This window comes from Bacillus sp. FSL E2-8887 (assembly GCF_038007205.1).
Lineage (GTDB): Bacteria > Bacillota > Bacilli > Bacillales > Bacillaceae_G > Bacillus_A > Bacillus_A mycoides.
On the sequence record NZ_JBBOWS010000002.1, the window covers coordinates 259,994 to 285,608 of the forward strand.

Genomic DNA, 25,615 nt, shown 5'->3' on the forward strand with positions numbered 1-25,615 from the left:
TTTTTACATTATCTAAAAAAGAACTTGTAGGAATTCCTACAAGTTCTTTTTGTTCTTCGGATTGACGAATAGTAAGTGTCATTGGGGATACCGCTAACATTTCAAGAGTCGTCATATATTCTTATGAAAAAATGCTGTAGAAAGCTTAAGAATTCTTAAGAACTTTTGCCCCTTTTTCTTAAGGTTTGGACTCTAGAGTATGATTATGAGTTCAAACCTGTGGGATGATTAGGTATGAAAACAATTCGCTTTCTTATTTCTGTATATAATGCACTAAAAATCAATTGGTGCAGCCATTCCAAGTTCAAGGTTTCTTGGAGACAAAATAATTGAAGGAATTGATTTGAAGAAAGTAAATTACATTGTCAAATATGGACTGAGTACAGGTGTATTCACAGAAAAATTAATTAAAAACAGAAATCTCAAGACAATTATTTTATTAGTGGAAAATAATAAGGAATTTTATTTTTTTACTAAAAGCAAAATTTAAAGAAAAAGGGAACTTATTAATTATATATGGTTCAGCAGTAAATATTGAACAATATATTAGGGGAACGATATTACTTATATCTATTATGTTATTTCTTTTCTTCCGTTTGCAAGTTTACAATAAAGAGAAGATAAAAATGTCTCACCTGCTTATGTCTTTAGCTGTTTAATACGAGAAAAAATATGGAGGAATCATATGGAGTCAAAAATTCTTATTGTCGATGATGATAAAGAGATTAGAAATCTTATCTCTGTTTATTTGGAAAATGAAGGTCTGAAAACTCAAAAGGCAGAAGATGCTATGGAAGCTTTAAAACTGTTAGCAGAAAAGGAGTTTGATTTGATTATTTTAGATATTATGATGCCAAATATGGATGGTATTGAAGCGTGTATGAAGATTAGGGAAGACCGCAATATACCTATCATCATGCTATCTGCAAAATCTGAGGATATAGACAAAATTCAGGGTCTAGCCTCTGGTGCAGACGATTATTTATCAAAACCGTTTAACCCATTGGAATTAATCGCTAGGGTAAAATCGCAATTAAGAAGGTTTAAAAAATACAATACGTCAATAGATCATAATAAAAGCATCCTAGAAATTGGTGATTTAACCGTGAATACAGATACACGTCAAGTATGGGTAAGGGGAAAGGAAACAAGGCTAACTCCAAAAGAGTTTGATATCCTCGAACTACTTGCCCGTAACAAAGGGATTGTCCTGAGTGTAGCAAAAATATATGAAGCAGTTTGGAAAGATGCTTTTTATAAATCGGATAATACCGTCATGGTGCATATTACAAAAATAAGAGACAAAATTGAAGAGGATTCTAAACATCCTATTTATATTAAAACTGTTTGGGGAATTGGATATAAAATATGAAGAATGTTAGTTTTAGAAATAAGATCATTATAAAACTTCTTGGTGCTGTTGCAGTTAGTTTTTTTATTTCATTTGGTTTAACAATCCCCATTTTGGTATACGTCATAGATCCATTTTTTGTAAAACACGAAGAATTTGGTATGTTTGAATTCAATTTGGCATTGTTGTTCTTATTCGCGTTCGCAATCTTTAACTTTATAATAATTTTTTTGATATTGGTTCGAAAGAAAATAGTATATTTGAAGCTCATTTCGGATAATGTAAATGATATTGCAAATGGAAAACTGGGTTTGACAATTGGGATTAAGGGGAAGGACGAATTGACCCAACTTGCTCAAAATATCAACTATATGTCCAAGGAATTGGAAAATACATTTGAACAAGAAAGACGATTAGAACGTACAAAAAATGAACTTATAACCAATGTATCTCATGACTTACGCACACCGTTAACATCTATTATTGGCTATATAGATTTATTAAAAAGAGGGCAATACAACAGTAAAACACAATTACAGGAATACCTTGAAACCACTTATTCAAAATCACAGAGACTGAAATATTTAATTGATGAACTGTTTGAATATACTCGTTTATCAGGCATAGATGCTAAGTTAAACTTTAATGAAGTTGATTTATCAGGTTTGTTGGAGCAAATAGTTGGAGAATACATTCCTATATTTGAAAAGGAAAGTTTAATCGTTCAAAAATCAATAACGGAAGAAACAATACCTATTTTCATTGATGTAGAAAAAATGGTACGTGTATATGAAAATCTGTTTATGAATGCGATAAAGTACAGCATGAAACCTTCCGAATTATCCGTATGTCTTGAATTAATAGGTAACAAAGCAATTTTGAAAGTATCAAATAAAGTCGAGAAGCCGCCTGTTAGCGACCCTAATAAATTGTTTGAAAGATTTTTCAGGGGTGATAAGGCAAGAAAAAATGATCAAGGAAATGGACTGGGACTTGCTATCTCAAAAAGAATTGTTGAACTTCATCATGGTAATATACATGCAGAATATAAAGAAGGTTGGATATCCTTTATTGTTGAACATCCAATCAAATAGATTGGCTTATGGAATTACAGGTTCCATAAGCTTTTTTTTATAAAACTTAAGAATTCTTAAGGATTTTACAGGGTGTTTCCTAATTTTCATAGTTTATCATGTATGTATTCAAAGTAATGAGGTGAGTGGAGAAATTAAAAATAAAATTTTTTTTACAGCTTTCAATTGGATACATCGTGACAGCCTTATGGAAAAGGTAGATGCAACATGACTATTTTGTTAGTAGCAAATATGAATAGCAACTTATTTTAAAGAAATGAAAAAACAAACGTAGGAGGATATATATGACGAAACCAGTTGTAGACGTGAAAAACGTCCAAAAAGTGTACGGTAAAAAAGGTGAGAACCAATCACACGCGTTAAAAGGTGTTTCATTCTCAATTCAAGAGGGTGAGTTTGTCGGAATTATGGGACCATCTGGTTCTGGTAAAACGACATTATTAAATGTAATTTCAACGTTAGATAAAGCAACGGGCGGCGTTGTTGAAATTGCAGGAACAGATATTACGAAAATGAAACAAGGTGAACTTTCTGATTTCCGTTCACAAAAGTTAGGATTTATTTTCCAAGACTTTAACTTATTGGAGAACTTATCTATTTACGAAAACATCGCTCTTCCACTTTCCCTTCAAGGTGTTTCATCACGAAATATTGGACAGAAAGTAGAAAAAGTAGCTGATATGTTAGGCATTTCAGCAATACTTCAAAAGTATCCATCTGAAGTATCTGGTGGACAGAAGCAACGTTCAGCAGCAGCGCGCGCGTTAGTTCATGAACCAGCAATTATTTTAGGGGACGAGCCAACAGGAGCTCTTGATTCTAAAAATGCAACGAGTTTACTTGATGCCATGACAAGCTTAAATAAAGTGCAAGGTGTATCTATTATGATGGTTACGCATGATCCTTACAGCGCAAGTTACTGTCAGCGTATTTTATTCATTCAAGATGGTGAGTTATATAAAGAAATTCATCGTGGTGGTACCCGTGAAGAATTCTATAAAGAAATTTTAGACGTGCTTGCAAACTTAGGCACACAAAAAGCGTAAGGAAGGAAGTTGAATCATGTTATTTAAGCTTTCTATGTCAGGCCTAAAAAGTAAGTTGCAAGATTACATTGTTTTACTTGTTGGTCTTATTGTCTCTATTTCAACTTTTTATATGTTTCAAACGTTATCACTAAATAAAGCGTTCCTTGAATCCAATCCACATGCTGATACGGTTGCAATTGCATTCCAAATCGGTTCCTTTTTATTAGCGATTGTAACGTTTTTCTATATTTTATATGCAAATTCTTTCTTATTATCTCTTCGCCAAAAAGAATTTGGTATGTACATGATGTTAGGGGCAAAAAAGCATAAAGTCACCTTACTTATGTTTATCGAAACAATCGTAATAGGTGCCGCATCTCTTGCAATCGGAATCGCAGTTGGTGTAGGGCTTGCAGAAGGTATTTGTCAGTTATTAATGAAGCAGTTGGAATTCTCTGGTGAAGATTATAAAGCATTTTATATTCCATCTATGACTGTTACTTGCCTCTTTTTCTTTGCGCTATTTATAGTATCAGCAATCATGAATAGTATGAAATTATCTCGTATTTCTGTATTACAACTTGTACATGCAGATGCAAAAACAGAGCGTATCGCTGTAAAAGGAAAAATGACAGGTGTAGTTGCATTCCTTGGTCTGATTTTGCTAGGTATTGGGTATGCATCACTGATCCATATATCACATTTACAGGAAAAAGAGCTATTAACCGTACCTAAATTCATGGGTATTGGATTAATCACAGCAACAGTCGGTACTTACATGTTATTTGGATCACTTCTCCCAGTTATGCTTAACAAGATAAAGAGTAATAAAAAACGTCTTGAAAAAGGGCTGAATGCTTTTACTTTTGCACAATTGAATTTCCGAATTAATAGCCTAACACGGGTGCTTGCAACGGTAGCAATCTTAGTGGCTCTTGGCGCTGGTGGAATTGCGTGTGGTATGGCATTTAAAAATAACGTTCTAAAGACGATTGATAAAGAAAAAATTTACGATTCAGTCGTTCATAATCCAACAGCGGAAGAAAAGAAAATTTTGAGTAGCATCTTATTTCAAGAGAAGTTTGAATATCGCTACAAAGTAGATGATCAATATGTGTATTATATAAAAGAAGATGTAGAGAAAAATCGTCCTTTAGCACAAGATAGTGAAAATAGGAAGAAGATGAAAGTTTCAGAGGAATTTCCTAAGGATGCATTTACATTGCCAAAACAACTGTATAAACTGTATAACGATGATTCGAAAACAAAACAATGGAAAGAAGCTTTCTTCACAATCCAGCCAACTTATATGTATCCTGACCATGAAATAAAAATTATAGACCCAAACATATACGATAGTATGAAGGGTAAAGAAAATACTGTGTTTATTGGGAAAACAGATGATTTTGGAGCAAACTTAAAAGAATGGAAAAAACTTGATGAATTACAGGTAGCGAAATATAAAAATGTGAAAGCGGAAGAATTAGGTAGTACGTATCAAATGTATAATCAGAGTCATGGTATGGCCAGTGGATTCATGTTTATGGGCTTCTTCGTTGGAATTGCGTTCTTAGCAATGATGGCAAGTTGCCTAATGTTTAAAATTCTATCTGGCGCATCGAAAGACAGCACACGTTATCAAATGCTTCGTAAAATCGGTGTCCGCCGGGGGGTATTAGCACAATCGATCTATAAAGAGTTATTCTTCATATTTTTAGTACCGGCAATTGTGGGTATTGCTCATATATTAGTTGGTATGAACATGTTCGGTCCGCTTTTGATTGATCCGTATTTCCGAATTTGGTTGCCACTTGTCATTTTCGTAGTAATTTACTTAATTTACTACTTGATTACAGTTCAATTGTATAAAAGAATTGTACTTCCGAAAGAAAAATAGTTTTACAAAACATACAAAATGTTAAACTCAAAAAAACCAGTGATATCCTACACATGTACTAGTATCACTGGTTTTTTATATGGAAATTTGATGGTCAATTTGACAAATTATAAAAAATTACAAGCTCAGTTTTACATTTTCCCAACGATATTTTTGTAAAATTATCTTTCTTTTCCCTCTGTTTGATTGGCTTGGAACTCCATTTTTAACGCAATACTATCTCCTTGGAACACGTTCTGATCTGTGCCGTTGTCTTCAAATACAAACTTTATCCAAAACCAATCCATTTTCCCAGGTTTTAATCCCCCTGTTTCAGTCCACTTAGAATGAAATACTTTTTTGGAGGCAATCTCTGGGCTTTGTGATTTTAGTTCTGCAAGAGTTGTCTCGTATACAGGGCTTTTCGCAGGATCCCAATCCAAAAGAAATTGTACTTTAATATGTTTACCGAAATCTTCTGTAGTGTTATTTTGTTTTAAATCGTTTACAGTATAGTCTATTTTCATCATGATATCTTTAATATCTAATGTACCACTATTTTTCAAATTGAATTTCTTTAAAATTTTGTCCCCAGGTTTTAAATTTTCTAAGTTAAGTGAAGTAGTTGGTTGCATAGCTAAATCCAATGTACCTACAGCAAATGAATTATTTGTCACCACTTGATCGCTAAAATATGCATATGTTCCCCCACCAATTAAAGATAAACCAAGAGTGGCTGAAACCACTCCAACAGCTAATTTCTTTTTCAATGACATTTTTTGTTCCTCCCATATCATTTTTATAATCTTTCTCCCTAATCAACCGAAAAGGTCCCCTTAATACAGATATACCATGAATTGTGAAAAAATTATATTTAAAGCATAAAATTCCTTATTGAGAAAATTATGTTATTACCTATCTTCTGTAAATGAATCGTCCCCAAAATAGAAAAGTTGGATTTATAATTATCAAAACCTCTGCCAAAACAAATTAATATTAACTGCCCTTTATGATTAGAATTATTTATTTCTTCAGGAGTGTTCTAATACTTCAAAAGGTACACCTTTTGGGACTATCAAAATTACATAATATATTAGTTCCAAAACCTCACAAATTCATTTTTGAAATGCTTCTTAAAAACTGACACCTTTTGAAACAGGTTTGCTCGTTTCAAAAAAAATCAACCTGTTAATAAAGGTAAACCTTTGAGGATGTAACTCGCATCCTTATAAAATCAAGGATTATCACGTTTATAAATATGTTCTAAAACATTTTTAAACGTATATTAAATACCGATGACATTTACAAACTCCTTAGCGTACAATTTACTCGGCTGTTCCCTATAAGAGGACGAGTAAATAGAAGAAAAAAAAGCGACCAATTTCAATTAGTTTCTTTTTTGTCTTTATTGTTCCACCAATCCTTATTCTTCAATTCGATTGCGCCAGTGTAAAATAATCCTATTTTATCATCAGTATGTTTTGTTTCAACTTTCAAACTATAAATGCTAGGAGCTACAATCTGTCTACATATCAAAATCTTTATATTTGTTAACTGATAATTTTGAATGATATCAAATTTTTTTGTTGTTAGATTAATAGAGATGCGGTGTTATTCCTATTAAATGATTTTTACTGCAAAACCGGACTTGAAATATATTTTTCCGAAAAAACAGAAAAATAATGATAAATAGAAGGAACAATTAATTATAGATATAGTTTTTCAGTGAGTGAAATATAATTTTGTGTTATCAAATATTTGCATAGGAGGCAATTATATGAATTAAAATCCCCGCGTAAGTTTTATTAAAAAATAAAATAATAGTTACTATTCTATTTGTTATAGAAAGGACGAAGAGAATGTCAATAGTTCAGCGTTATACAACGACTACAAATGGTGCGATGACGTTTACAGGTAATACACTAGGATTTGGTTCGAATAATCCTAGCTATAATGACATTGGAGCATTCATTACGTTGGATCTTACCCAACAAGTTCCAAGTTATCCAATAGGTAGTACGTTAAATTGGAAATTGAATGCTTCTCAAGCAGTTCTGAAATTTCCTGTAGCTAGTGAAGTGCTGTATGCAGAGTTGATTTGGGGAGGTACCTCAAAATTTAACGCAGTGGATGTTACAGGAGATATTAACGTTCCCATTTCCTTAACTAACCCACAAGGTTCAATACAAACAATATCTCCTGATGCTACAACGGCCCAAGTAGTAGTACATGAAAATCACACATTTTATATTCGTACAGCTGATGTTACTAAACTAATAAAGGCGAGTGGAGCAGGTTCTTATACTGTAAGTGGGGTACCTGCCACAATCCAACGGCCAAGTAAAAGTAATGCAGCAGGATGGACGCTTGCTGTTATATATAAAAATCCTTCTTTACCTTCACGAAATATCAACTTATATGTTGGTGTGGCATCAGTTGAAAGAGGGAATGTAGTGGATCAAAAAGTTATGGGTTTTGGGACACCTGAATCCAAACCGTTTCAGGCAAGAGCTTTATTGACTGCTATCGAAGGCGACAGTTTCATTTCTAAGGATCAATTTTTATTTGGTCCATCCCCAAGCCAATTACAAGCCATTTCTGGACCGAATAACTTAGTGGATAACTTTTTCGCTTCACAGATTAATGATGATGGTGGAAATTTAGATACTAGTGGGACAGCGGGAAATAGTAATGTAACCCCAGGGCAAAAACAGTCTACACAGCGCTATGGCTGGGATATTACGAATGTGGATATTTCAAACGCCATGGAAATCTCACAAACTGAAGCGATTGCTCGGTTCAAAACAGATATGGACGGATTCATCCTTTCTGGATTAGGGATTCAAATTGATGTGAATAGTCCGGAACTCAAGATAGACAAACAAGTGGATAAAGATATAGCAATAGTCGGAGACGAGTTAACTTACACAATTTTAGTAGAAAATAGTGGACTAGTAGAAGCACAGAATTCCATTTTTAAAGATATTCTTCCAGATGAGTTAGAATTTGTGCAGAACAGCTTAACTATCGATGGGCAAGCCAAACCCGGAGAAAATCCAGCTAAAGGAGTCCATATCGGATCTGTAAGCATAGAAGGGCCAGTCGAGATCATATTTAAAGTGAAAGTGATTGCAGTCCCTACAGATGGAAAGGTGACTAATACGGGTAAGCTGGATTACGAGTTCCAAAGTGCAGCGGGTTTACCTCTCACATCAGGATCTAGTAGCTCAAATGAAGTAAATACTATCATTAAGCATGTACAAGTCGATCTCGTGAAAAGTGAAGATCGTTCGGTTTACGATAAAAAGGGAGATATTATCACCTACACGCTCGATATTACCAATAATGGAGATACTTCAGTAAATGCACTTTCTATTAAAGATGTCATACCTACAGGAACGGTACTCGTTCCAGGGAGTTTAAAAGTAAATGGTGCACCGGTGCTTGATGATTTAACAACAGGAATTCCTCTTGGTACATTAATTCCTGGCCAAACAGCTGTGATTACATTTCAAGTAGCTTTACAAAGTCCGTTGCCAGTGAAAGTAGATAACCAAGCAGAGGCAATTTATCAATTTCAGCTGAAACCAGGTAGCAATGTGCGTGAGGAAATAGTAACAAGTAACCTAATTACGGCATGGTTGGAGACCGATTGTCAAAAAGCACAAAATCAGATTTTTGAATCAGTAGCACAACAAGAGCTTGGTTTGATGAAAATCCTTCAAGCAGAAAGTGTAAAGGTACAAGAAGCGGTAAAGGCATTTGAAGAAGAGAGAATCTCTGCCCAAGAACTTGCTAGGATTAATCAGAGTGTCGAAAAAGTAGTCCAAAAAGCTACACAGTTGGAGAAATTATTAAAAGATAAATTAGAAATTGCTAAGCAGATTTGTTGTTAGTAGATTAGTGAGAAAGAAGCACAAGAATTTTTAGCTTTATTTAGATTGAAAAGGGGGAAGAATATGCCATTTATTCATCGTTTCACCCAAACAACCAATGGTGCGATTACATTTACAGGAAATACATTAGGTTATGCAGATGGAAGTACAGATATCGGGGCTTTTTTGACAACAGATAGCTCTAAACAAGTGTCAGGATATCCAGCTGGAAGTACATTGAACTGGCAAGAAAATTCCTCTTTGGCTATGCTGAAAATCCCTGCAGACAGTGAAATATTGTATGCCGAGTTGATCTGGGGTGGATCGACTAAAGATCAATATACTGATGTTCGTTCAGCTATCAATACTTCGATTTCTTTTACCACCCCAGCTGCTACTGTATCCATCGCACCAGATGCCTTCACTGCACGAGAAGAGTCCGTCTTTGGCGGTCAAGTTTTCTATGTTCGCTCTGCGAATGTAACTGAATTTGTACAAAAAGGTGGAGCTGGAACTTATATAGTAGGTGGTATTGCCGGAACGGTAAGAGATTGTACTTTTTTTCTAGCTTCTACCAATACAGTGGGATGGACGTTGGCTGTCGCTTATAAACATCCATTACTTAAAATTCGAAATATGAATATTTATGTTGGGTCTCAAGTGATTTCTATGTCTAATCCTCCAGTGGATGAGTTGATTTATAATTTTAAAACCCCAGAAGGTGGGGATATCCAGGGACGTGTCATGCTTACCGCACTGGAAGGAAACTCTAATCTTCCTGGCGATCGCTTTGAATTTGGTCCCGATCGTTCGTCGCTTTCGGTGATATCTGGGCCGAATAATCCTGGAAATAATTTTTTTGCGTCGCAGATTAACGATGATCTAGGAAATTTAGATACTAGTGGAACTGCTGGAACGCTCAATAAGCCTCTTGGATCAGACGGATTTGGCGTACGATCTGGTTGGGATATCACGAATGTAGATATTTCTCACACGTTGCATCATAGTCAAACCGAGGCGATCGCCCGTATTGCGACGGCGCAAGATACCTATTTGGTGAGTGGATATGGAGTACAGATTGACGCCAATAGCCCAATCGTAAAAATGAATAAGTCGGGGGATAAAAAACAAGCTGTAGTAGGTGAAATAGTAACTTACACTTTGGAAGTAAAAAATGATGGCTATGTAGATGCGACTAATGTGATTTTTCAGGACTACTTAGATCCAGAACTTGAATATTTACCAGATAGTTTACGAATCAGAGGTTTGGCATGGCCAGGACAAGATATTGCTAAGGGTGTGAACATTGGTACTTTGGCTGTAGGAGAAACAGTCCTCATCACGTATCAAGCGAAAATCATGAAAGAGCCTGATGATAAAGTGGTGCATAATCAAGCATCGATGATCTTTGATTTTCAGAGTAGACCAGATTTACCTATTTCGACAGCGACGAGTATTAGTAACAAACCTGGGATTGAAGTGATTGAGCCACCTACCTGTGAAGAAGGGAAAAATCAGATTATCCAAACGATTGCTGAGGCGGAACAAAGCATTGCTAGGATTATGCGGGCAGAAGCAGAAAAAATTGAAGTAGCTGCTCGTGCGTTTGGAGATAAGAAAATAGAAGTCCAAGATCTCATCGCTGTCAATGAAAGCGTGGCGGATATGTTAGACAGCCTAATCGTACTAGAATCAGTGCTTAAAGATAAACTCGCTGTTACCCAAGAAATTTGTGATTTTTGCTCATAACATCCATATATAATTTGATTCGATGATGGAAAGGGTGATGAAATATGTCTCAAAGTCGGGGGTATGTGAATATGAAAACTGAGGCGAATAGATTAATGGAGGATAGTCTGAAGATGGAAATAAATAAAAAAGTAAACAAAAATGAGGCAAAAGTAAAAGATATTTTGACTTATACCGTTCTTGTAACAAATATGGATCTGGTTGACGCACAAAACACTATCTTGAAAGATATCCTTCCAAAAGAGTTGAAGTTTGTTCCAGGTAGTGTCTTTGTGGATGGTGTGCCTCAACCTAGTGTGAATGTAAATAATGGGATTAAGCTAGGAATGGTAGGAACAGGAGAACTGATTGAAGTGACATTTCAAGCGAAAGTAATCAATATTCCACCAGATGAGCTAGTGAAAAATAAAGCCACCTTAAATTATGAATTTGAAAGTGCTTCTGGATCGCCTATCAAAAAAGGAGAAGCAGCCAGTAATATAACAGAGACAAAAGTGATTGTGCGTCCTCCTACTAACTGTGAGAACAATCAAAGTACCATTGAATTTTCAATTAAACAGGAAGAGAAGGCCATTCAGGAGTTACTGGATGCAGAGGCAGAAAAAATAAAGACGGCAAATCAAGCCTTTAATAGTGGCAGGATTACAAAAAATGAACAGAATTTGATTATTCAGAGTGAAAATAGTGTTTCTCAAACATTATCTACATTGAAACAAGAACTACAGAACAAGAGAAATACGATTCAGGATTTATGTAGTGGTTGTAAGTAGAGAAGAAGAGGATGTCTTACTTTTCCTCATATGCTCTTGAAAAATAGGGAATCTGATTCATTACTAATAAGGTATGAATTACAGAAAAGAAAGGGAGAGGCACATGTCTAATTTTCCGAAAGTGAGTATAGAAAAGGAAGTAGACAAAATTGATGCGGTGGTAGGAGATATTCTAACATATACGTTTACCATTTCCAATGATAGTCTAATTGATGTTACTAATTGTCATTTTAAGGATTTTCTATCAGAAGAGGTGCAGTTTGTCCCGAATAGTGTGGAAATTGACGGTGAATCAAAACCTGGTGAAGATCCAACGAAAACGATTGTACTTGATAGACTATCCATTGAAGGGCCTATCATCATTACTTTTAAAGTTGAAGTGATTAAACCTCATTCTAGTGGAGTGATTAGGAATAAAGCTTACATGGGCTCTCAGTATTCAGGTGGTTATGTAGATGCGGTCAGTAACGAAGTACAAACCAATGTGCCAGCAGGACGAACAACCTGTGAATGGTCCCGTGACTTAATCATTCATTCCATCGCACAAGAGGAAAAAGGCCTAGCCACGATTCTTTACATGGAAGGCGAAAAGATTCAAGCAGCGATTAATTCATTCCGAGGTGGCCGGATTAAAGTGACGGATTTGCTAGCAATTAACAAGAGTGCAAAGGAAGCAGTTCAGCAAATTGCTAATCTGGAAAAAGAGTTGAAGAAAAAGTTAGACCAAGTTAAAGACCTATGTTGTGGTTGTAAGTAGGGATAGAAATAGATAAATAGAGAAAGGGTGAGAATCATGGCGTTTATTCAGCGATATTCAACCACGACTAACGGAGCGATTACTTTTACTGGCAACACACTGGGTCTAAGTAATACCAATATAAGTTATACAGATATTGGGGCATTTATCACATTAGATTTGTCTAGGCAGGTCCCAGGATATCCTGCAGGTACCACACTGGATTGGAAAGAAAATGCTTCTGCTGCACAGCTTCGGTTACCAACGGGGAGCATAGTATTATATGCAGAGCTAATTTGGGGTGGATCAACAAAAACGAGTACCGAGGATGTGACGAGTGAAATAGATCGGGACATTACGTTAATCTCGCCAAAAGGGAGCACCCTCATTACGCCAGATCCGACTACGAGTCAGCAAGTAGCTCAGGCGAACCAAATATTTTATGTTCGCTCTGCCAATGTTACTAGTCTTATAGATGCAGGTGGGGTTGGTAATTATACTGTCAGTGGTGTACCAGCGACAGTACAAAGATATAAAGGGAACAACGTGGGGGGATGGACTTTATCTGTGGTTTATAAAGATCCTACACTGCCTCTTCGAAATATGAATATTTATGTCGGAACTGCATCGATTGAGAAAACGGGATCAGTGAGCCAGAAAATTTCTGGCTTCTCTACGCCCGACCTTGGTGATGTCAAAGCAAGATTGTTACTTAACGCAATGGAAGGAGATTCAAAGATTCCAGGAGATCAGTTACTTTTTGGAAAAGATGCCTCTTCTTTAAAGCCTATCTCAGGTCCCAATAATCCGATTGACAACTTCTTTGCTTCACAAATTAATGATGATGCAGGAAATCTAGATACGAGTGGTACCTATGGGAATGTAAATGTTACACCAGGAAGTGCTGGACCAGCAGTTCGTTATAATTGGGATATTACCAATGTGGACGCTTCTGCAGCTATGGAGAACTCACAAACGGAGGCATTAGTTCAACTGACTTCGAAATCAGATGGTTATATCGTGACAGGTCTGGGTGTTCAAATTGATGTGAATAGTCCAGAAATCAAAATTAATAAAGAAGTAGATAAAGAAGCAGCTATCGTGGGTGAAATCCTTACTTACACTCTATTAATTGAAAACAGTGGAATGACTGAAGCACAAAAAACTATTTTAAAAGACACACTTCCACCAGAGTTAAAGTTTGTTGAAGGCAGCTTACAGGTCGATGGCGTGCCTATACCTGGTGGAGATCCGACAAAAGGAGTTGACATTGGTTCCATATCTATCGAAGGCCCAACGGAAGTTACCTTTCAAGCATTAGTATTAAAAGTGCCACCAGACAATAGAGCGGTGAATAAAGCTACTGTCGTGTATGATTTCCAAAGTGCCCCTGGCTTACCGGTCTCGTCAGGTACTGCAGATAGTAATGAAGTCATTACGGTCATTCGAAAAGTAGAGGTAGAGGTAGTGAAACGGCAAGACATGTCGGTTTATGTCAAGGCAGGTAACGTTATAACCTATACCATTGAAGTTGCTAATACAGGTGATACACCACTGACCGATGTCGTAATTGAGGATCAAGTTCCAAATGGAACGAAATTGGTTCCGGGCAGTTTACAGATAGATGGGCGTCCTCTCTCAGGCAATATAGAAAGTGGCGTGAATATTGGTACGGTAGAGCCTGGGACGACGACAAGAGTCACCTTCCAAGTGTTGATTGATAACCCAGTGCCTAAGAAAGTGACAAACAAAGCAAAAGTTGATTATAAATATAAGCTTATTCCTGATGGACAAATTTATCGTAAAGAAGAAATGACGAATGAAGTGACAGCTATTCACGAAAGCAATTGTAAAGAAGCACAGAAGAAAATCGTGACAGGTATTGGAGAAGCAGAGTTAGCGGCTGCAGGAGTAATCGTAGCAGAAAAATTAAAAATACAAGATGCAATTCGGGCCTTCAACGAAGGGAAGCAGAGTGCAGAAGAATTACTCAATGTGAATGAACAGTTGACCCACAAACTAACAAAAATAATTTTAGACGAAAAATTGCAACAAGATACATTGCAAAAAGCAAAAATACTTTGTTGCGATGGTATGGACGGGATTGACTACAGTGGTGTCTATATCATCAAAAATAAAGGAAGTCAAAAAGTATTAGATATATCTAGCGCCTCAAAGGATAATGGTGTAAACGTCCAACAATGGGATTATAACGGCGGAGATCATCAAAAATGGGAACTAGAGAAGATGGCAGATGGGTATTATAAAATCAAAGCAGTTCATAGTGGAAAATTGCTTACTGTGTCCGGAGCTTCAAACAGTGATGGTGCGAATGTAGAACAATGGGAAGACATTGGTGGAGATAATCAAAAATGGAAAATCGAAAAAAATTCGGATGGAACGCTTAAATTGATAGCTAAGCATAGCGGCCAATTACTTGATCTGAAGAGTAGTATACAAAACAATGGTGCTAATATTCAACAATGGCCAGACAATGGTACAGATGCTCAATGTTGGGAATTGACAAAATTAAAATAATATTTTTTATAAAATAAAGTATGAGTTTCGATATAGTAGCACAAAGTAGAAGTATTTGCTTTTAATAAAAACGGTAGAATAAACTTTAAAAAGAAAAGACATGAGTCATTGAGAAGTATAGACTCATGTCTTTTTTGTTTTATGGTGTAAAAAATTATTTAATAGAAGAAATCGAAAATACATTTGATGAGGTAATCTTTTTAAAGAAGCTACCATAATGTTATTACCAGGAAAAATCCAATCCCAATACTATTGTCGTTTATATATTTTCTTTTTGTACACGAATCAGACGCCCCTTTAGAGTTACATTGTTCCAATGATTACAATTGCCTTAATGATTTTACGTAGTAGAACACTGTTTAGTTCTTCCTGAAATAATAAAACCAATCAAACTGCCAAGTAAGGCTATTAAAATCCATCCCATTCCTTCATTATATAGAGGAACGTATTGCATGAAAGTAAGCAACGAGTCACTAGCAAGTTCTGCTGTTTCTAATCCTTGTACTATACTAATGAGTAATGCTCCTAAAACTGATCCAACATAGACAGCCTGCTTATCTTTTATAAACCGATCAAAAAAAGCGAGGATAATTAGCACAATTGCTACAGGATAGATAACAATTAGGATAGGTAGGGAAAGTTTAATTAGCATAGACAAACCAAGGTTTGATACCCCAAAGCTAAATAAGCAAATAATTAAAATGATTTTGTTATAAGAAATCTTTGGAAATAGTGTTGTGAAAAATCTCCCACATGCTGAAACGAGTCCTACAGATGTAGTTAAACATGCAAATAACATTGTAATTCCTAATAAGGAAAGACCATATTGACCAAATAAATGTTGTACTACATTTGTTAATAACACACTTCCGTTTTCAAATGTGCCAAATGTTTGAGAAGTAGCTCCAATATAAGCAAGTGATATATATATGATAGATAATCCAAGTGCGGCTATAAGACCTGCTACTATAGTAGATTTAGCAATGGATTTTTTATTTGTAACACCTTTTTCTTTTATAGCGTTAATTACGATAATTCCAAATACGAGAGCAGCAAGGGCATCCATTGTTAAAAACCCTTCAATAAATCCTTTGAAAAAAGGAGATTCCTGATATGAATCAGAGGGTGTTGAAATAGATCCAACTGGTGAAGAAATTGCTTTAACAATAATAATACTAATCATAATTAGTAACAGCGGGGTTAAATATTTTCCAATTCTATCTACCAATTTAGAGGGATTTAAAGATAGTAAAAATGTTATACCGAAATATATAAAAGTATATAGGAGTAATATATACCATTGATTTTGCATGGTGGTACTTAAAAAGGGGGCAACTGCCATTTCATATGAAACAGTGCCTGTACGAGGAATGGCGAAAAAAGGGCCGATTGCTAAATAAATGATAAGAGGGATAATAACACCACAGGCGGGGTGAATCCTACTAGCAAGGGTACTAACATTTCCACCAAAAAGGGAAATAGCAGCGATGGCTAATAATGGAAGTCCAATACTACTCACAACAAATCCTGAAATTGATATCCAAATATTCGTTCCAGATGAATATCCTAATAATGGAGGAAATATCATATTACCAGCACCGAAAAATATTGCAAACAGCATAAGTCCAATAGGGATTGTTTCTTTAAAAGTTAACGATTGTTTCATAGAGCACTCTCCTTTTTTGACGAAAAATGTCGAAATTTAAGTTTTTTTCATTATAACATATGGAATTAGAAAATACAGAAAAATAAAAATAAAAAAAATCCTTATTTTACTTGAAATGCTATTTGAATTGAACTACCCCCTCTTCTAAACGAAGTGAAAGTGGGGGTAGTTCAATAAAGAAGATAAATTATCGTTAATGTCGCTTTTAAATAAAGTCACGGTGTTTATAAAAAAGACGCGATGTTTTGAATAAAGTCACGATGTTTCAAAGAAAGTTACGATAAAAAAAGAAATTAATCTTTTTAAACAAAAGATTAATTTCTTTTTTTTATGATTTAAATGTATTTTAACTTTATTATAAAAGAGCCTAAATCATAGCCTGTTTTTATTATAGCTATAGCTGAAATTATGGCTAATGGATATTTAATAAATGGTTTTTTTGGGGATTCCTGTATATTTTTCATATTGTAAACCTCCATTGCGTTGATAATCTTAGTTTATATATTATCATAAATTTTTATATAATGATTAATAGTTATTATGTTTAGCTCTATTAAATATAATGGGAAGAAAGGCACTTAAATTTACAGAGAACAAAATGATCAAACTTTTTTATAAAAATTGTATACTAATTCACAAGGGAAGCATCCATTTTGAACAAACTTATTTCAAAATGGATGCTTCTTATTTACCATATAATATGTGTTTGCGTAATATTTCTGATTAAACTTTATTCCAAACCAACAGTTAATTCAATATTAAATAAAGTGGCTTTATTTAATATTGAAATTAGAAAAAATAACGTTTTTTATATTCTAATAACTTACAAACTTAAACTGAAATAGAAAAAGGAATGAAGTAATCTGATGGTAGTAATCACCTTAGTGATTTCAATGTATACATGACGAATCAGCTTGTATTTATTTCCTTGATAGGATTTTACATAATATTAATTTTTTGTGAATTATTAATCTGTAAATAATTTGATTTAAAGTATTATTCACACGAAATGAATACCTTTATGTAATTTATTCGATTTATATGATAATTAAGAATACCAAATCAAAACATAAAAGCGCATTATTGATTGATATTTTATAAAGTTGTAATAATATGTGTCATAAAATAACATCTAAATATAAACATAATAAAGGAAGGGCTACGTAAAAAGTAATAAATACGAGTTCATGAACTGTTTTAACACGTAAGCACATGCTAAAGAAACGAAAACTATTAAATTTATCAAGGAAATGAGAGGGAGATAATATGGGGAATAATTCAAAAAATAAAACTAGAAAAATGCTTGCAGCTACTGCTACAGTAACTATGCTTGCGACTGGAATGATTTCTTCATCGGATGTCTTTGCAGAGGAAAGGCAGCAGCAAAAAAAACTATCAACATCACTGCAAGAAGAAAAGTCAGTTAAATTAGAAAATAGAACATATACAGTCCCAGGAAAAGGGGATGTTGAGGTACTAAAACAACAGGAAAGAAAAAGTATGGCATTTAGTCCATATGAACCAACTGGTTTATATGCAAAACCAAATGAACAAATAACGATTAATGTAGAAGGAAATCAAGATATTCAAGCATACATTGGAACGTATTCGTATGATGCTTCTTGGAGAGAAGATTCTAAAATAAAATCATTTACATTAAAACCGGGGATAAACACAATCCAATCTCCAAATGGAGGGATGATTTATTTTTATAATAAACAACAAGGTGGTACCATTCGAACAACAGTCACAACAGGTGGAACGACTACGCCTTTCTTTGAACTAGGAAAGCATACGAAACAAGATTTAATAAACATGCTGGACCAATATCCTAATGCACATGCAGTAGAGTTAAAAGGAGAACGTGTATTAATTACGGCCAGCCCGGCACGTGTTAAGAAATATTTGTTGGGTTCTAATACAGATCCTGTACAACTCTTAAAAAAGATGGATGAAGCTACTCGAATTCAAGACAAAGTAGCTGGATTATCCGAAGAACAAGTAGATAAACATTATGTTCATTACGTAGAGGAAAATCATTCTCCTGATTATTATATGTATGCGTATCCTTATCGAACCGCTTATGTAGGAGATGCAATCCAATACGTGTTAGATATTAATAAATTTGTAAAAGATGGCTGGGGTCCATGGCATGAGGCAGGGCATTTGAGACAACAATGGCCCTGGAATTTTTATAATATGACAGAAGTACAAAATAATATATACAGCCTTTCTGTAGAAAAAGCATTTAATCAACCATCCAATTTTGAGAAAAGTGGAATTTATCCAAAAGCGTTTCAATATCTAGAACAAACGAATAAAAATTATGACGAAATTAGTGATGTTTTTGTTAAGCTTGTTATGCTTTGGCAACTACAGTTAGCATATGGAGAGGATTTCTATCCTAATTTGCATCAATTGTATAGAGACATGCCTTCAAATGAACTTCCACAAACTGATGAAAATAAAAAACAATTATTTATGATTTCAGCATCAAAAGTGGCTAAACAAAATTTGATTCCTTTCTTTGAGAAGTGGGGATTACGTCCAAATAACGATACCATTCAAAAAGTGACTGCATTAGGATATCCAATTTTAACAGCAGAAATTTGGAAGGGTACGGATTCTAATCCAATTAAACCAGATATGCCTAATGGAAATAATATTTTAGAAGGAAAACAGTTTGCATGGTCACTAAAAGGAATTAGCGATTTCGAGTTTGCTAAAATCAATTTCAATAAGTCGACAGAAGAAATGCAAATCGACTTAAAAGCAGGCATACCGCATCATTATTTTAATGAAACATACGCGAGTATTAAAGTACAAAGTGCATCAGGGAAAGTAGTATACAATAAAGATATTTATGGAAACGAACAGCAAAATGCTGAATCGCAAAAGGTACCAGTCAAAGTAGGAGATTTTATCGAGTTAACACATTTAGAAGGTGTGCATAGAGCTACTTTTATGAATGTCGATAATAGTAAACAAGAGAGCTTTGGAAAAAAAGTCATATACGAAGTTACAAAGGATGGCCTGAAAAAAGTAAATCAAATTGTTAATCCGAAACCAGATACAGAGGCTCCGACACAGCCACAAGAATTATATGCAAGCAACCTAACTTCTAACAGTGTAGAGCTAGAATGGAACCCTTCTACAGATAATGTAGGTGTAAAAGAATATCAGGTACTACGCGATGGACAATTGATTCAAACGGTACAAGGAACGACGTTTACTGATCAAAACTTAACAGCTAACAAGGAATATAAATATGCAGTGAAGGCTGTAGATGCAGCTGGAAATACATCAATTCAAAGTAACATTCTTCCGGTAAAAACAAAAGATCAAAATGTATCTTATGAAAAATGGGATCCGAAGAAGGCATATACAAAGGGTGACAAAGTAGAACATCAAGGGAAAGTGTATGAAGCTGTTCAAAATCATCAAGGAAATGGTGACCAGAATTGGATATTTGCATTATCGTTATGGAAACCAATTACAATCAAGTAATATGTAAGAATCAGATGTGAAGATAGAACAACATAAATTGGGGCAGTATTTTAAAGAATTACTGGATGTTGCTTGAATTTTGATAGATTTCTCTACTAAGTTATTATTCAATAATAAAAATTAGAAAAGGAAGTAGATTAGTGATTATTCAGAAAACTAGGAGAAGTTTTAATAAAGTTATTATAATTACCGCAGCATGTAGCATGCTTTCTATGTTTGGAACGTCTATTTCGCACACTAAAGCCGAGACACATTCAGCTGCTCCAGCAGTTTATGTGAGTCCTCAAAATATACCTGCCTCAGATATTATTAGTATAGACTGGTCACCAGTTCAGACTGCACCTTATACGTATTGGGCTGTACACAACTGGAATGCAGGTGGTGAAGCTGGAGGATATGCTGGTTTTCAACAACAAAGTGGGTTTGATGAAAATGGAAAACGCACTTTACATTTTGCTTTATGGGATCCAATTGCCTCTAAAGAAGCAATAAAGGCCGAATACTTATCTCCGAATTCACAAGCTGGACTCTTTGGAGGAGAAGGAACAGGACTGAAGGTTCAAACAACTTATGGTTGGAAAGACTACAATTGGTACAGAATGACAATGCGTTCATGGCAAGAAGATGGTCATACTAAATTTGGACAATGGATGAAAGATGTAACAAAGAATAAATGGCATCTAATTGCTATTATGGACTTTCCGGTTGCTAATGTTGCATTTAATCATGGATTAGGAATGTTTCAAGAAGACTGGGCTGATAGTGGACAAAATGTTCGAGAAGCGCGCCTAAAAAATGGTTATAGCCGAAAGTTAGTAGATAAACAATGGAGTTCTTGGAATAATCAAAATATTTCCGGAACGCATGATAATACTTATCAATATGATGGAGGAGCTACTTCAGAATATGTATGGGTCAAAGCAGGAGGTAATACGCAGTCTACCATTGGATCAGGAAAAATATTCACGCTAAATCAACCTACTCAACCTGAAATAGGAAAACTAGATTTTGATATCCAATCTATATATTATGAAAATGAAAAATTAAATGTATCTTGGAAACTAAAAGAAAATAGTACACCGCAATTTAAGGGGAAAATTGAAATTTATAACAATGAAAATATGACGGGCCAGCCTATTAACGTAATTGATGATATTAAATCTTATCAAAATGGAATCAGTCAATCTATATCATTATCAACAAATGCTTATGCAAAAATTGTATTAACGGATTTATTTGATCAAACTGTTGAGAAAAAGGTACAAATCAAAAATGAATCTCCAAACATTTTTAAAGGTAACGAATTTGCATGGTCGCTGAAAGGGATTGGAGACTTTGAATTTGCGAAAGTAAATTTAAATAAATCAACAGAAGAAATGCAAATTGATTTAAAAGCAGGTTTACCACATGACTACTTTGATAGTACATATGCAAGTATTAAAGTGCAAAACACATCAGGTAAAGTGATCTATAACAAAGAGATTTATGGAAACAAACAGCAAAATGCTGAATCGCAAAAAGTTCCAGTCAAAGTAGGAGATTATATAGAGTTAACACATCTAGAAGGTGTACATAGAGCTACTCTTACAAATGTAGATAATAGTAAACAAGAGAGCTTTGGAAAAAAAGCCATATACGAAGTTACAAAGGAAGGTCTGAAGAAAGTAGAAAAAATGCCAGAAGCAACAATTTTAGATGGAAATCAATTTGCATGGTCATTAAAAGGATATAGTGATAGAGAAATTGCAAAAATAGATTATGATAAAACGGCAGAAGAGATGAAGGTAAAACTAGAAGCTGGTGTACCACATTCCTACTTTGCTAGTACGTATGCGAGTATTAAGGTCCAGAATTCTTCTGGCAATGTTATGTACAATAAGGAAATCGTGGGAAATAAACAACAAAATGCTGAAAGCCAAACTGTGCCCGTCAAGGTAGGGGATTACATTGAATTTACCCATATAGAAGGAGAAGCAACAAAGGAAAAAACGCGAGCAACTTTAACTAACCTTGAAAATAACAAAAATGAAACCATTGGAAAGATAGCAAGGTATCAAGTTACAAAAGAAGGCCTGAAGAAAGTAGAGAAAATGCCAGAAACAACGGTTTTAGATGGAAATCAATTCGCCTGGTCATTAAAGGGATATAATGATCGAGAAATCGCGAAAATAGAATATAACAAAGCAACAGAGAAAATGCAGATTAAATTAGAAGCGGGTATACCCCATTCCTATTTTACTAGTACGTATGCAAGCGTTAAAGTTCAAAACTCATTGGGCAATATCTTGTACAATAAAGAAATTGTAGGAAATAGACAACAAGCTGCTGAGAACCAAACTGTTCCAGTCAAAGTAGGAGATTATATTGAGTTTACTCATATAGAGGGAGAAGCACAAAAGGAAAAGACACGCGCCACACTTACTAATCTTGAGAATAGTAAACAGGAATATATAGGAAAGAAAAGAATATATCAGGTTACCTCTATGGGATTATTAATAAAGTCATAGATTTCACTACAAAACTTTAATTATTGATTTATATATTATATTATATAAAAATCTTAACTATTATACGCATTAAAAAATGCTCAAGAGAAAATAGATTGGCGGGTATAGTATGAACATATTCAAAGGGTTTCTAATTTCATCAATTGCAATGACAACATTTGTAGGAACAGATTTAATACTACAAAATGATAGAATTCATAATAAAGTTTACGCTGAATATTATAATGTTACATACAAAGAAACAGATTCTAATAAAAGAGATTCACAGGAAGAACAATTAATTGTAAAGTTTAAAAATGAAATTGACTTACCTTATGAAGATGGTATTGAGAAACGAATAAAAAATGGGAATTATGATAACAATTTAAAAAAGTTATTTTCCGAAAATACGGAACTTACTTTGAATCGCCTGTTCTCATCTGTAGATCCGATAGAGATTGAAAAGTTATCATTACACTCTAAATCATTTGCTAATCAATCAGCTAACAATTTATTAAATTATTATATTGTACAAGCTCCTAATAACATAGAAATAGAATTATTACTGAAAAAATTTGAAACGTCCCCTCTTGTGGAGGAGGCTTATATACAAAAAAAACAAATTTTGACACCCCCTGAAATACAGTTGCCAAATTTATCTGTTAATCCGTACGATGATCCTAGATTTAAAAATCAAGGATATCTTGAAGCGGCACCAAAGGGAATTAATGCCTCGCATGCTTGGAGCATTAAAGGTGGTGACGGGAAGGGTACAACCTTTGTGGATATGGAATATGGATGGTTATTGAACCATGAGGATTTAGTCAATAAAAATATAAAGCTTATGTCTGGACAAAATATAAGCCAGCATAGAGCTCATGGTACTTCTGTATTAGGAATTGTTTCATCCGAAGATAATCAAATTGGAAATATTGGAATTGCACCAAAAGCAAATGTAAAAGTAATATCCCAAATCAGGGATAATGGAATTTATAATACAGCGGATGCTATTTTAAGTGCTGTACATAATTTACAAGCAGGGGATATTCTTTTATTAGAGGCACAAGCTTCGTATGATGGGTATGGGGATAAATATTTGCCTGTAGAAGTACATCCAGATATTTTTGATGCGATTCGTGTTGGTACAGATAAAGGGATTATTATTATAGAAGCGGGCGCAAATGGTTCAAACGACTTAGATAATTTTAAAGATCGTAATGGAAAAAAGATCTTAACTCGAAATAGTCCAGACTTTAAGGATTCAGGTGCTATTATGGTTGGGGCGGGATCATCAACTGTTCCACATAAACGTTTATGGTTTTCAAATTATGGAAGCCGATTAGATGTATATGGATGGGGAGAAAATGTTGATACAACATCTGCAAATCCAAGTCAAAATACTACAAATTTATATACATCAACATTTAGTGGAACATCAAGTGCTTCACCAATTATTGCTGGGGCGGCAACTTCGATTCAAGGTATTGCTAAAGAACATCGAGGTTCTTCGTATACACCAGCCGAATTAAGAAATATCTTAAGTAATCCAAATACAGGAACAAAATCCCAAGATCCGTGGAATGATAGAATAGGTGTCTTACCTGATCTAAAATCTATATTAGATAACTTAGGTTTTAGCTCAGATATACCGAACTCTTCTAATATTTTAGAAGGAAAGCAGTTTGCATGGTCGCTAAAAGGAATTAGTGATTTCGAGTTTGCTAAAATCAATTTCAATAAGTCGACAGAAGAAATGCAAGTTGAATTAAAAGCAGGCATACCACATCATTATTTTAATGAAACATATGCGAGTATTAAAGTACAAAATGCATCAGGGAAAGTAGTATACAATAAAGACATTTATGGAAACAAACAACAAAATGCTGAATCGCAAAAAGTTTCAGTCAAAGTAGGAGATTATATTGAGTTAACACATCTAGAAGGTGTGCATAGAGCTACTCTCACAAATGTAGATAAGAGTAAACAAGAGAGCTTTGGAAAAAAAGCCATATACGAAGTTACAAAAGAAGGTCTGAAGAAAGTAGAAAAAATGCCAGAAGCAACAATTTTGGATGGAAATCAATTTGCATGGTCGCTAAAAGGAATCAGTGATTTCGAGTTTGCTAAAATCAATTTCAATAAGTCGACAGAAGAAATGCAAGTTGAATTAAAAGCAGGCATACCGCATCATTATTTTAATGAAACATACGCGAGTATTAAAGTACAAAATGCATCAGGGAAAGTAGTATACAATAAAGACATTTATGGAAACAAACAGCAAAATGCTGAATCACAAAAGGTAGCAGTCAAAGTAGGAGATTATATCGAGTTAACACATTTAGAAGGTGTACATAGAGCTACTTTCACAAATGTCGATAATAGTAAACAAGAGAGCTTTGGAAAAAAAGCAATGTACGAAGTTACAAAAGAAGGTCTGGAGAAAGTAGAGAAAATGCCGGAAACAACAGTTTTAGATGGAAATCAATTTAGCTGGTCTTTAAAAGGATATAATGATCGAGAAATCGCAAAAGTAGAGTATAACAAAGCAACAGAGAAAATGCAGATTAAATTAGAAGCGGGTATACCCCATTCCTATTTTACTAGTACGTATGCAAGCATTAAAGTTCAAAACTCATCGGGCAATATTTTGTACAATAAAGGAATTGTAGGAAATACACAACAAGCCGCTGAAATTCAAACTGTTCCAGTAAAAATAGGAGACTATATTGAATTTACCCATATAGAGGGAGAAGCACAAAAGGAAAAGATAAGAGCTTTACTAATTAATCTTGAGAATAGTAAACAGGAATTTATGGGTAAGAAAAGAACATATCAAGTTACTTCTACGGGATTATTAATAAAATAGATTAAAAAAGAGTTAACTATTGATAATGATGTATGATGAATTCTATAGGCACATTAGATATTTTATATATTTA

At 34.4% G+C, this 25,615-nt stretch carries 15 protein-coding genes; 12 read left to right on the forward strand and 3 right to left on the reverse strand.

Features of this window, described 5'->3' with window-relative positions; genetic code table 11:
* The first annotated feature begins 685 nt into the window (after positions 1-685).
* The 4 genes from NSQ08_RS28605 (at position 686) to NSQ08_RS28620 (ending at position 5,370) form a co-directional block, all read left to right on the forward strand.
* A complete protein-coding gene (locus tag NSQ08_RS28605; RefSeq protein WP_199627370.1) occupies positions 686-1,372 on the forward strand; it encodes a response regulator transcription factor in 687 nt (228 codons plus the stop codon).
* Positions 1,369-2,445: a HAMP domain-containing sensor histidine kinase gene (locus NSQ08_RS28610; RefSeq protein WP_340780509.1), complete on the forward strand. Its 1,077-nt coding sequence runs from the start codon at positions 1,369-1,371 to the stop codon at positions 2,443-2,445. The genes NSQ08_RS28605 and NSQ08_RS28610 overlap by 4 nt, the downstream gene beginning before the upstream one ends.
* A gap of 284 nt (positions 2,446-2,729) precedes the next feature.
* On the forward strand, positions 2,730-3,491 hold the full coding sequence (locus NSQ08_RS28615) for an ABC transporter ATP-binding protein (RefSeq protein ID WP_098103163.1): 762 nt from the start codon (positions 2,730-2,732) through the stop codon (positions 3,489-3,491).
* Between the two features lie 16 nt (positions 3,492-3,507).
* Complete coding sequence (locus NSQ08_RS28620) at positions 3,508-5,370, forward strand: ABC transporter permease (RefSeq protein WP_340780510.1); 1,863 nt, start codon at positions 3,508-3,510, stop codon at positions 5,368-5,370.
* 161 nt (positions 5,371-5,531) lie between these two features.
* Here NSQ08_RS28620 and NSQ08_RS28625 read toward each other — a convergent pair whose 3' ends face one another.
* Complete coding sequence (locus NSQ08_RS28625) at positions 5,532-6,125, reverse strand: TasA family protein (protein WP_340780511.1); 594 nt, start codon at positions 6,123-6,125, stop codon at positions 5,532-5,534.
* Positions 6,126-7,208: 1,083 nt separating this feature from the next.
* Here NSQ08_RS28625 and NSQ08_RS28630 point away from each other — a divergent pair.
* The 5 genes from NSQ08_RS28630 to NSQ08_RS28650 all read left to right on the forward strand — a co-directional run bounded on the left by NSQ08_RS28630 (position 7,209) and on the right by NSQ08_RS28650 (position 15,017).
* Positions 7,209-9,245: a DUF11 domain-containing protein gene (locus NSQ08_RS28630; RefSeq protein WP_078204031.1), complete on the forward strand. Its 2,037-nt coding sequence runs from the start codon at positions 7,209-7,211 to the stop codon at positions 9,243-9,245.
* Positions 9,246-9,308: 63 nt separating this feature from the next.
* On the forward strand, positions 9,309-10,973 hold the full coding sequence (locus NSQ08_RS28635) for a DUF11 domain-containing protein (RefSeq protein ID WP_340780513.1): 1,665 nt from the start codon (positions 9,309-9,311) through the stop codon (positions 10,971-10,973).
* Between the two features lie 44 nt (positions 10,974-11,017).
* The gene (locus NSQ08_RS28640) at positions 11,018-11,743 is read left to right on the forward strand and encodes a DUF11 domain-containing protein (RefSeq protein WP_063225633.1); all 726 of its coding nucleotides are present in this window, start codon (positions 11,018-11,020) and stop codon (positions 11,741-11,743) included.
* Positions 11,744-11,846: 103 nt separating this feature from the next.
* On the forward strand, positions 11,847-12,500 hold the full coding sequence (locus NSQ08_RS28645) for a DUF11 domain-containing protein (protein ID WP_002204241.1): 654 nt from the start codon (positions 11,847-11,849) through the stop codon (positions 12,498-12,500).
* Between the two features lie 36 nt (positions 12,501-12,536).
* Positions 12,537-15,017: an RICIN domain-containing protein gene (locus NSQ08_RS28650; RefSeq protein ID WP_340780514.1), complete on the forward strand. Its 2,481-nt coding sequence runs from the start codon at positions 12,537-12,539 to the stop codon at positions 15,015-15,017.
* Between the two features lie 340 nt (positions 15,018-15,357).
* Here NSQ08_RS28650 and brnQ read toward each other — a convergent pair whose 3' ends face one another.
* Positions 15,358-16,683 carry a branched-chain amino acid transport system II carrier protein gene (gene brnQ / locus NSQ08_RS28655; RefSeq protein WP_241139272.1) on the reverse strand — a complete coding sequence of 442 codons (1,326 nt, stop codon included), beginning with the start codon at positions 16,681-16,683 and terminating at the stop codon, positions 15,358-15,360.
* Positions 16,684-17,018: 335 nt separating this feature from the next.
* Entirely contained in the window at positions 17,019-17,147 is a 129-nt protein-coding gene (locus tag NSQ08_RS28660) for a hypothetical protein (RefSeq protein ID WP_277402353.1), read from the reverse strand.
* Between the two features lie 802 nt (positions 17,148-17,949).
* Here NSQ08_RS28660 and NSQ08_RS28665 point away from each other — a divergent pair.
* From NSQ08_RS28665 to NSQ08_RS28675, 3 genes are all read left to right on the forward strand, one after another.
* Positions 17,950-20,190 (forward strand): M60 family metallopeptidase, encoded by a 2,241-nt coding sequence (locus tag NSQ08_RS28665; RefSeq protein ID WP_340780515.1) that lies wholly within the window; start codon positions 17,950-17,952, stop codon positions 20,188-20,190.
* Between the two features lie 140 nt (positions 20,191-20,330).
* Positions 20,331-22,697: a putative mucin/carbohydrate-binding domain-containing protein gene (locus NSQ08_RS28670; RefSeq protein ID WP_340780516.1), complete on the forward strand. Its 2,367-nt coding sequence runs from the start codon at positions 20,331-20,333 to the stop codon at positions 22,695-22,697.
* A gap of 109 nt (positions 22,698-22,806) precedes the next feature.
* A complete protein-coding gene (locus NSQ08_RS28675; RefSeq protein ID WP_340780517.1) occupies positions 22,807-25,542 on the forward strand; it encodes a putative mucin/carbohydrate-binding domain-containing protein in 2,736 nt (911 codons plus the stop codon).
* The last annotated feature ends 73 nt before the right edge of the window (positions 25,543-25,615 follow it).

Coding starts and splice junctions, on each gene's coding strand:
- NSQ08_RS28605 (WP_199627370.1), top strand. CDS start 686: ATGGAGTCAAAAATTCTTATTGTCGATGATGATAAAGAGATTAGAAAT.
- NSQ08_RS28610 (WP_340780509.1), top strand. CDS start 1,369: ATGAAGAATGTTAGTTTTAGAAATAAGATCATTATAAAACTTCTTGGT.
- NSQ08_RS28615 (WP_098103163.1), top strand. CDS start 2,730: ATGACGAAACCAGTTGTAGACGTGAAAAACGTCCAAAAAGTGTACGGT.
- NSQ08_RS28620 (WP_340780510.1), top strand. CDS start 3,508: ATGTTATTTAAGCTTTCTATGTCAGGCCTAAAAAGTAAGTTGCAAGAT.
- NSQ08_RS28625 (WP_340780511.1), bottom strand. CDS start 6,125: ATGTCATTGAAAAAGAAATTAGCTGTTGGAGTGGTTTCAGCCACTCTT.
- NSQ08_RS28630 (WP_078204031.1), top strand. CDS start 7,209: ATGTCAATAGTTCAGCGTTATACAACGACTACAAATGGTGCGATGACG.
- NSQ08_RS28635 (WP_340780513.1), top strand. CDS start 9,309: ATGCCATTTATTCATCGTTTCACCCAAACAACCAATGGTGCGATTACA.
- NSQ08_RS28640 (WP_063225633.1), top strand. CDS start 11,018: ATGTCTCAAAGTCGGGGGTATGTGAATATGAAAACTGAGGCGAATAGA.
- NSQ08_RS28645 (WP_002204241.1), top strand. CDS start 11,847: ATGTCTAATTTTCCGAAAGTGAGTATAGAAAAGGAAGTAGACAAAATT.
- NSQ08_RS28650 (WP_340780514.1), top strand. CDS start 12,537: ATGGCGTTTATTCAGCGATATTCAACCACGACTAACGGAGCGATTACT.
- brnQ (WP_241139272.1), bottom strand. CDS start 16,683: ATGAAACAATCGTTAACTTTTAAAGAAACAATCCCTATTGGACTTATG.
- NSQ08_RS28660 (WP_277402353.1), bottom strand. CDS start 17,147: ATGAAAAATATACAGGAATCCCCAAAAAAACCATTTATTAAATATCCA.
- NSQ08_RS28665 (WP_340780515.1), top strand. CDS start 17,950: ATGGGGAATAATTCAAAAAATAAAACTAGAAAAATGCTTGCAGCTACT.
- NSQ08_RS28675 (WP_340780517.1), top strand. CDS start 22,807: ATGAACATATTCAAAGGGTTTCTAATTTCATCAATTGCAATGACAACA.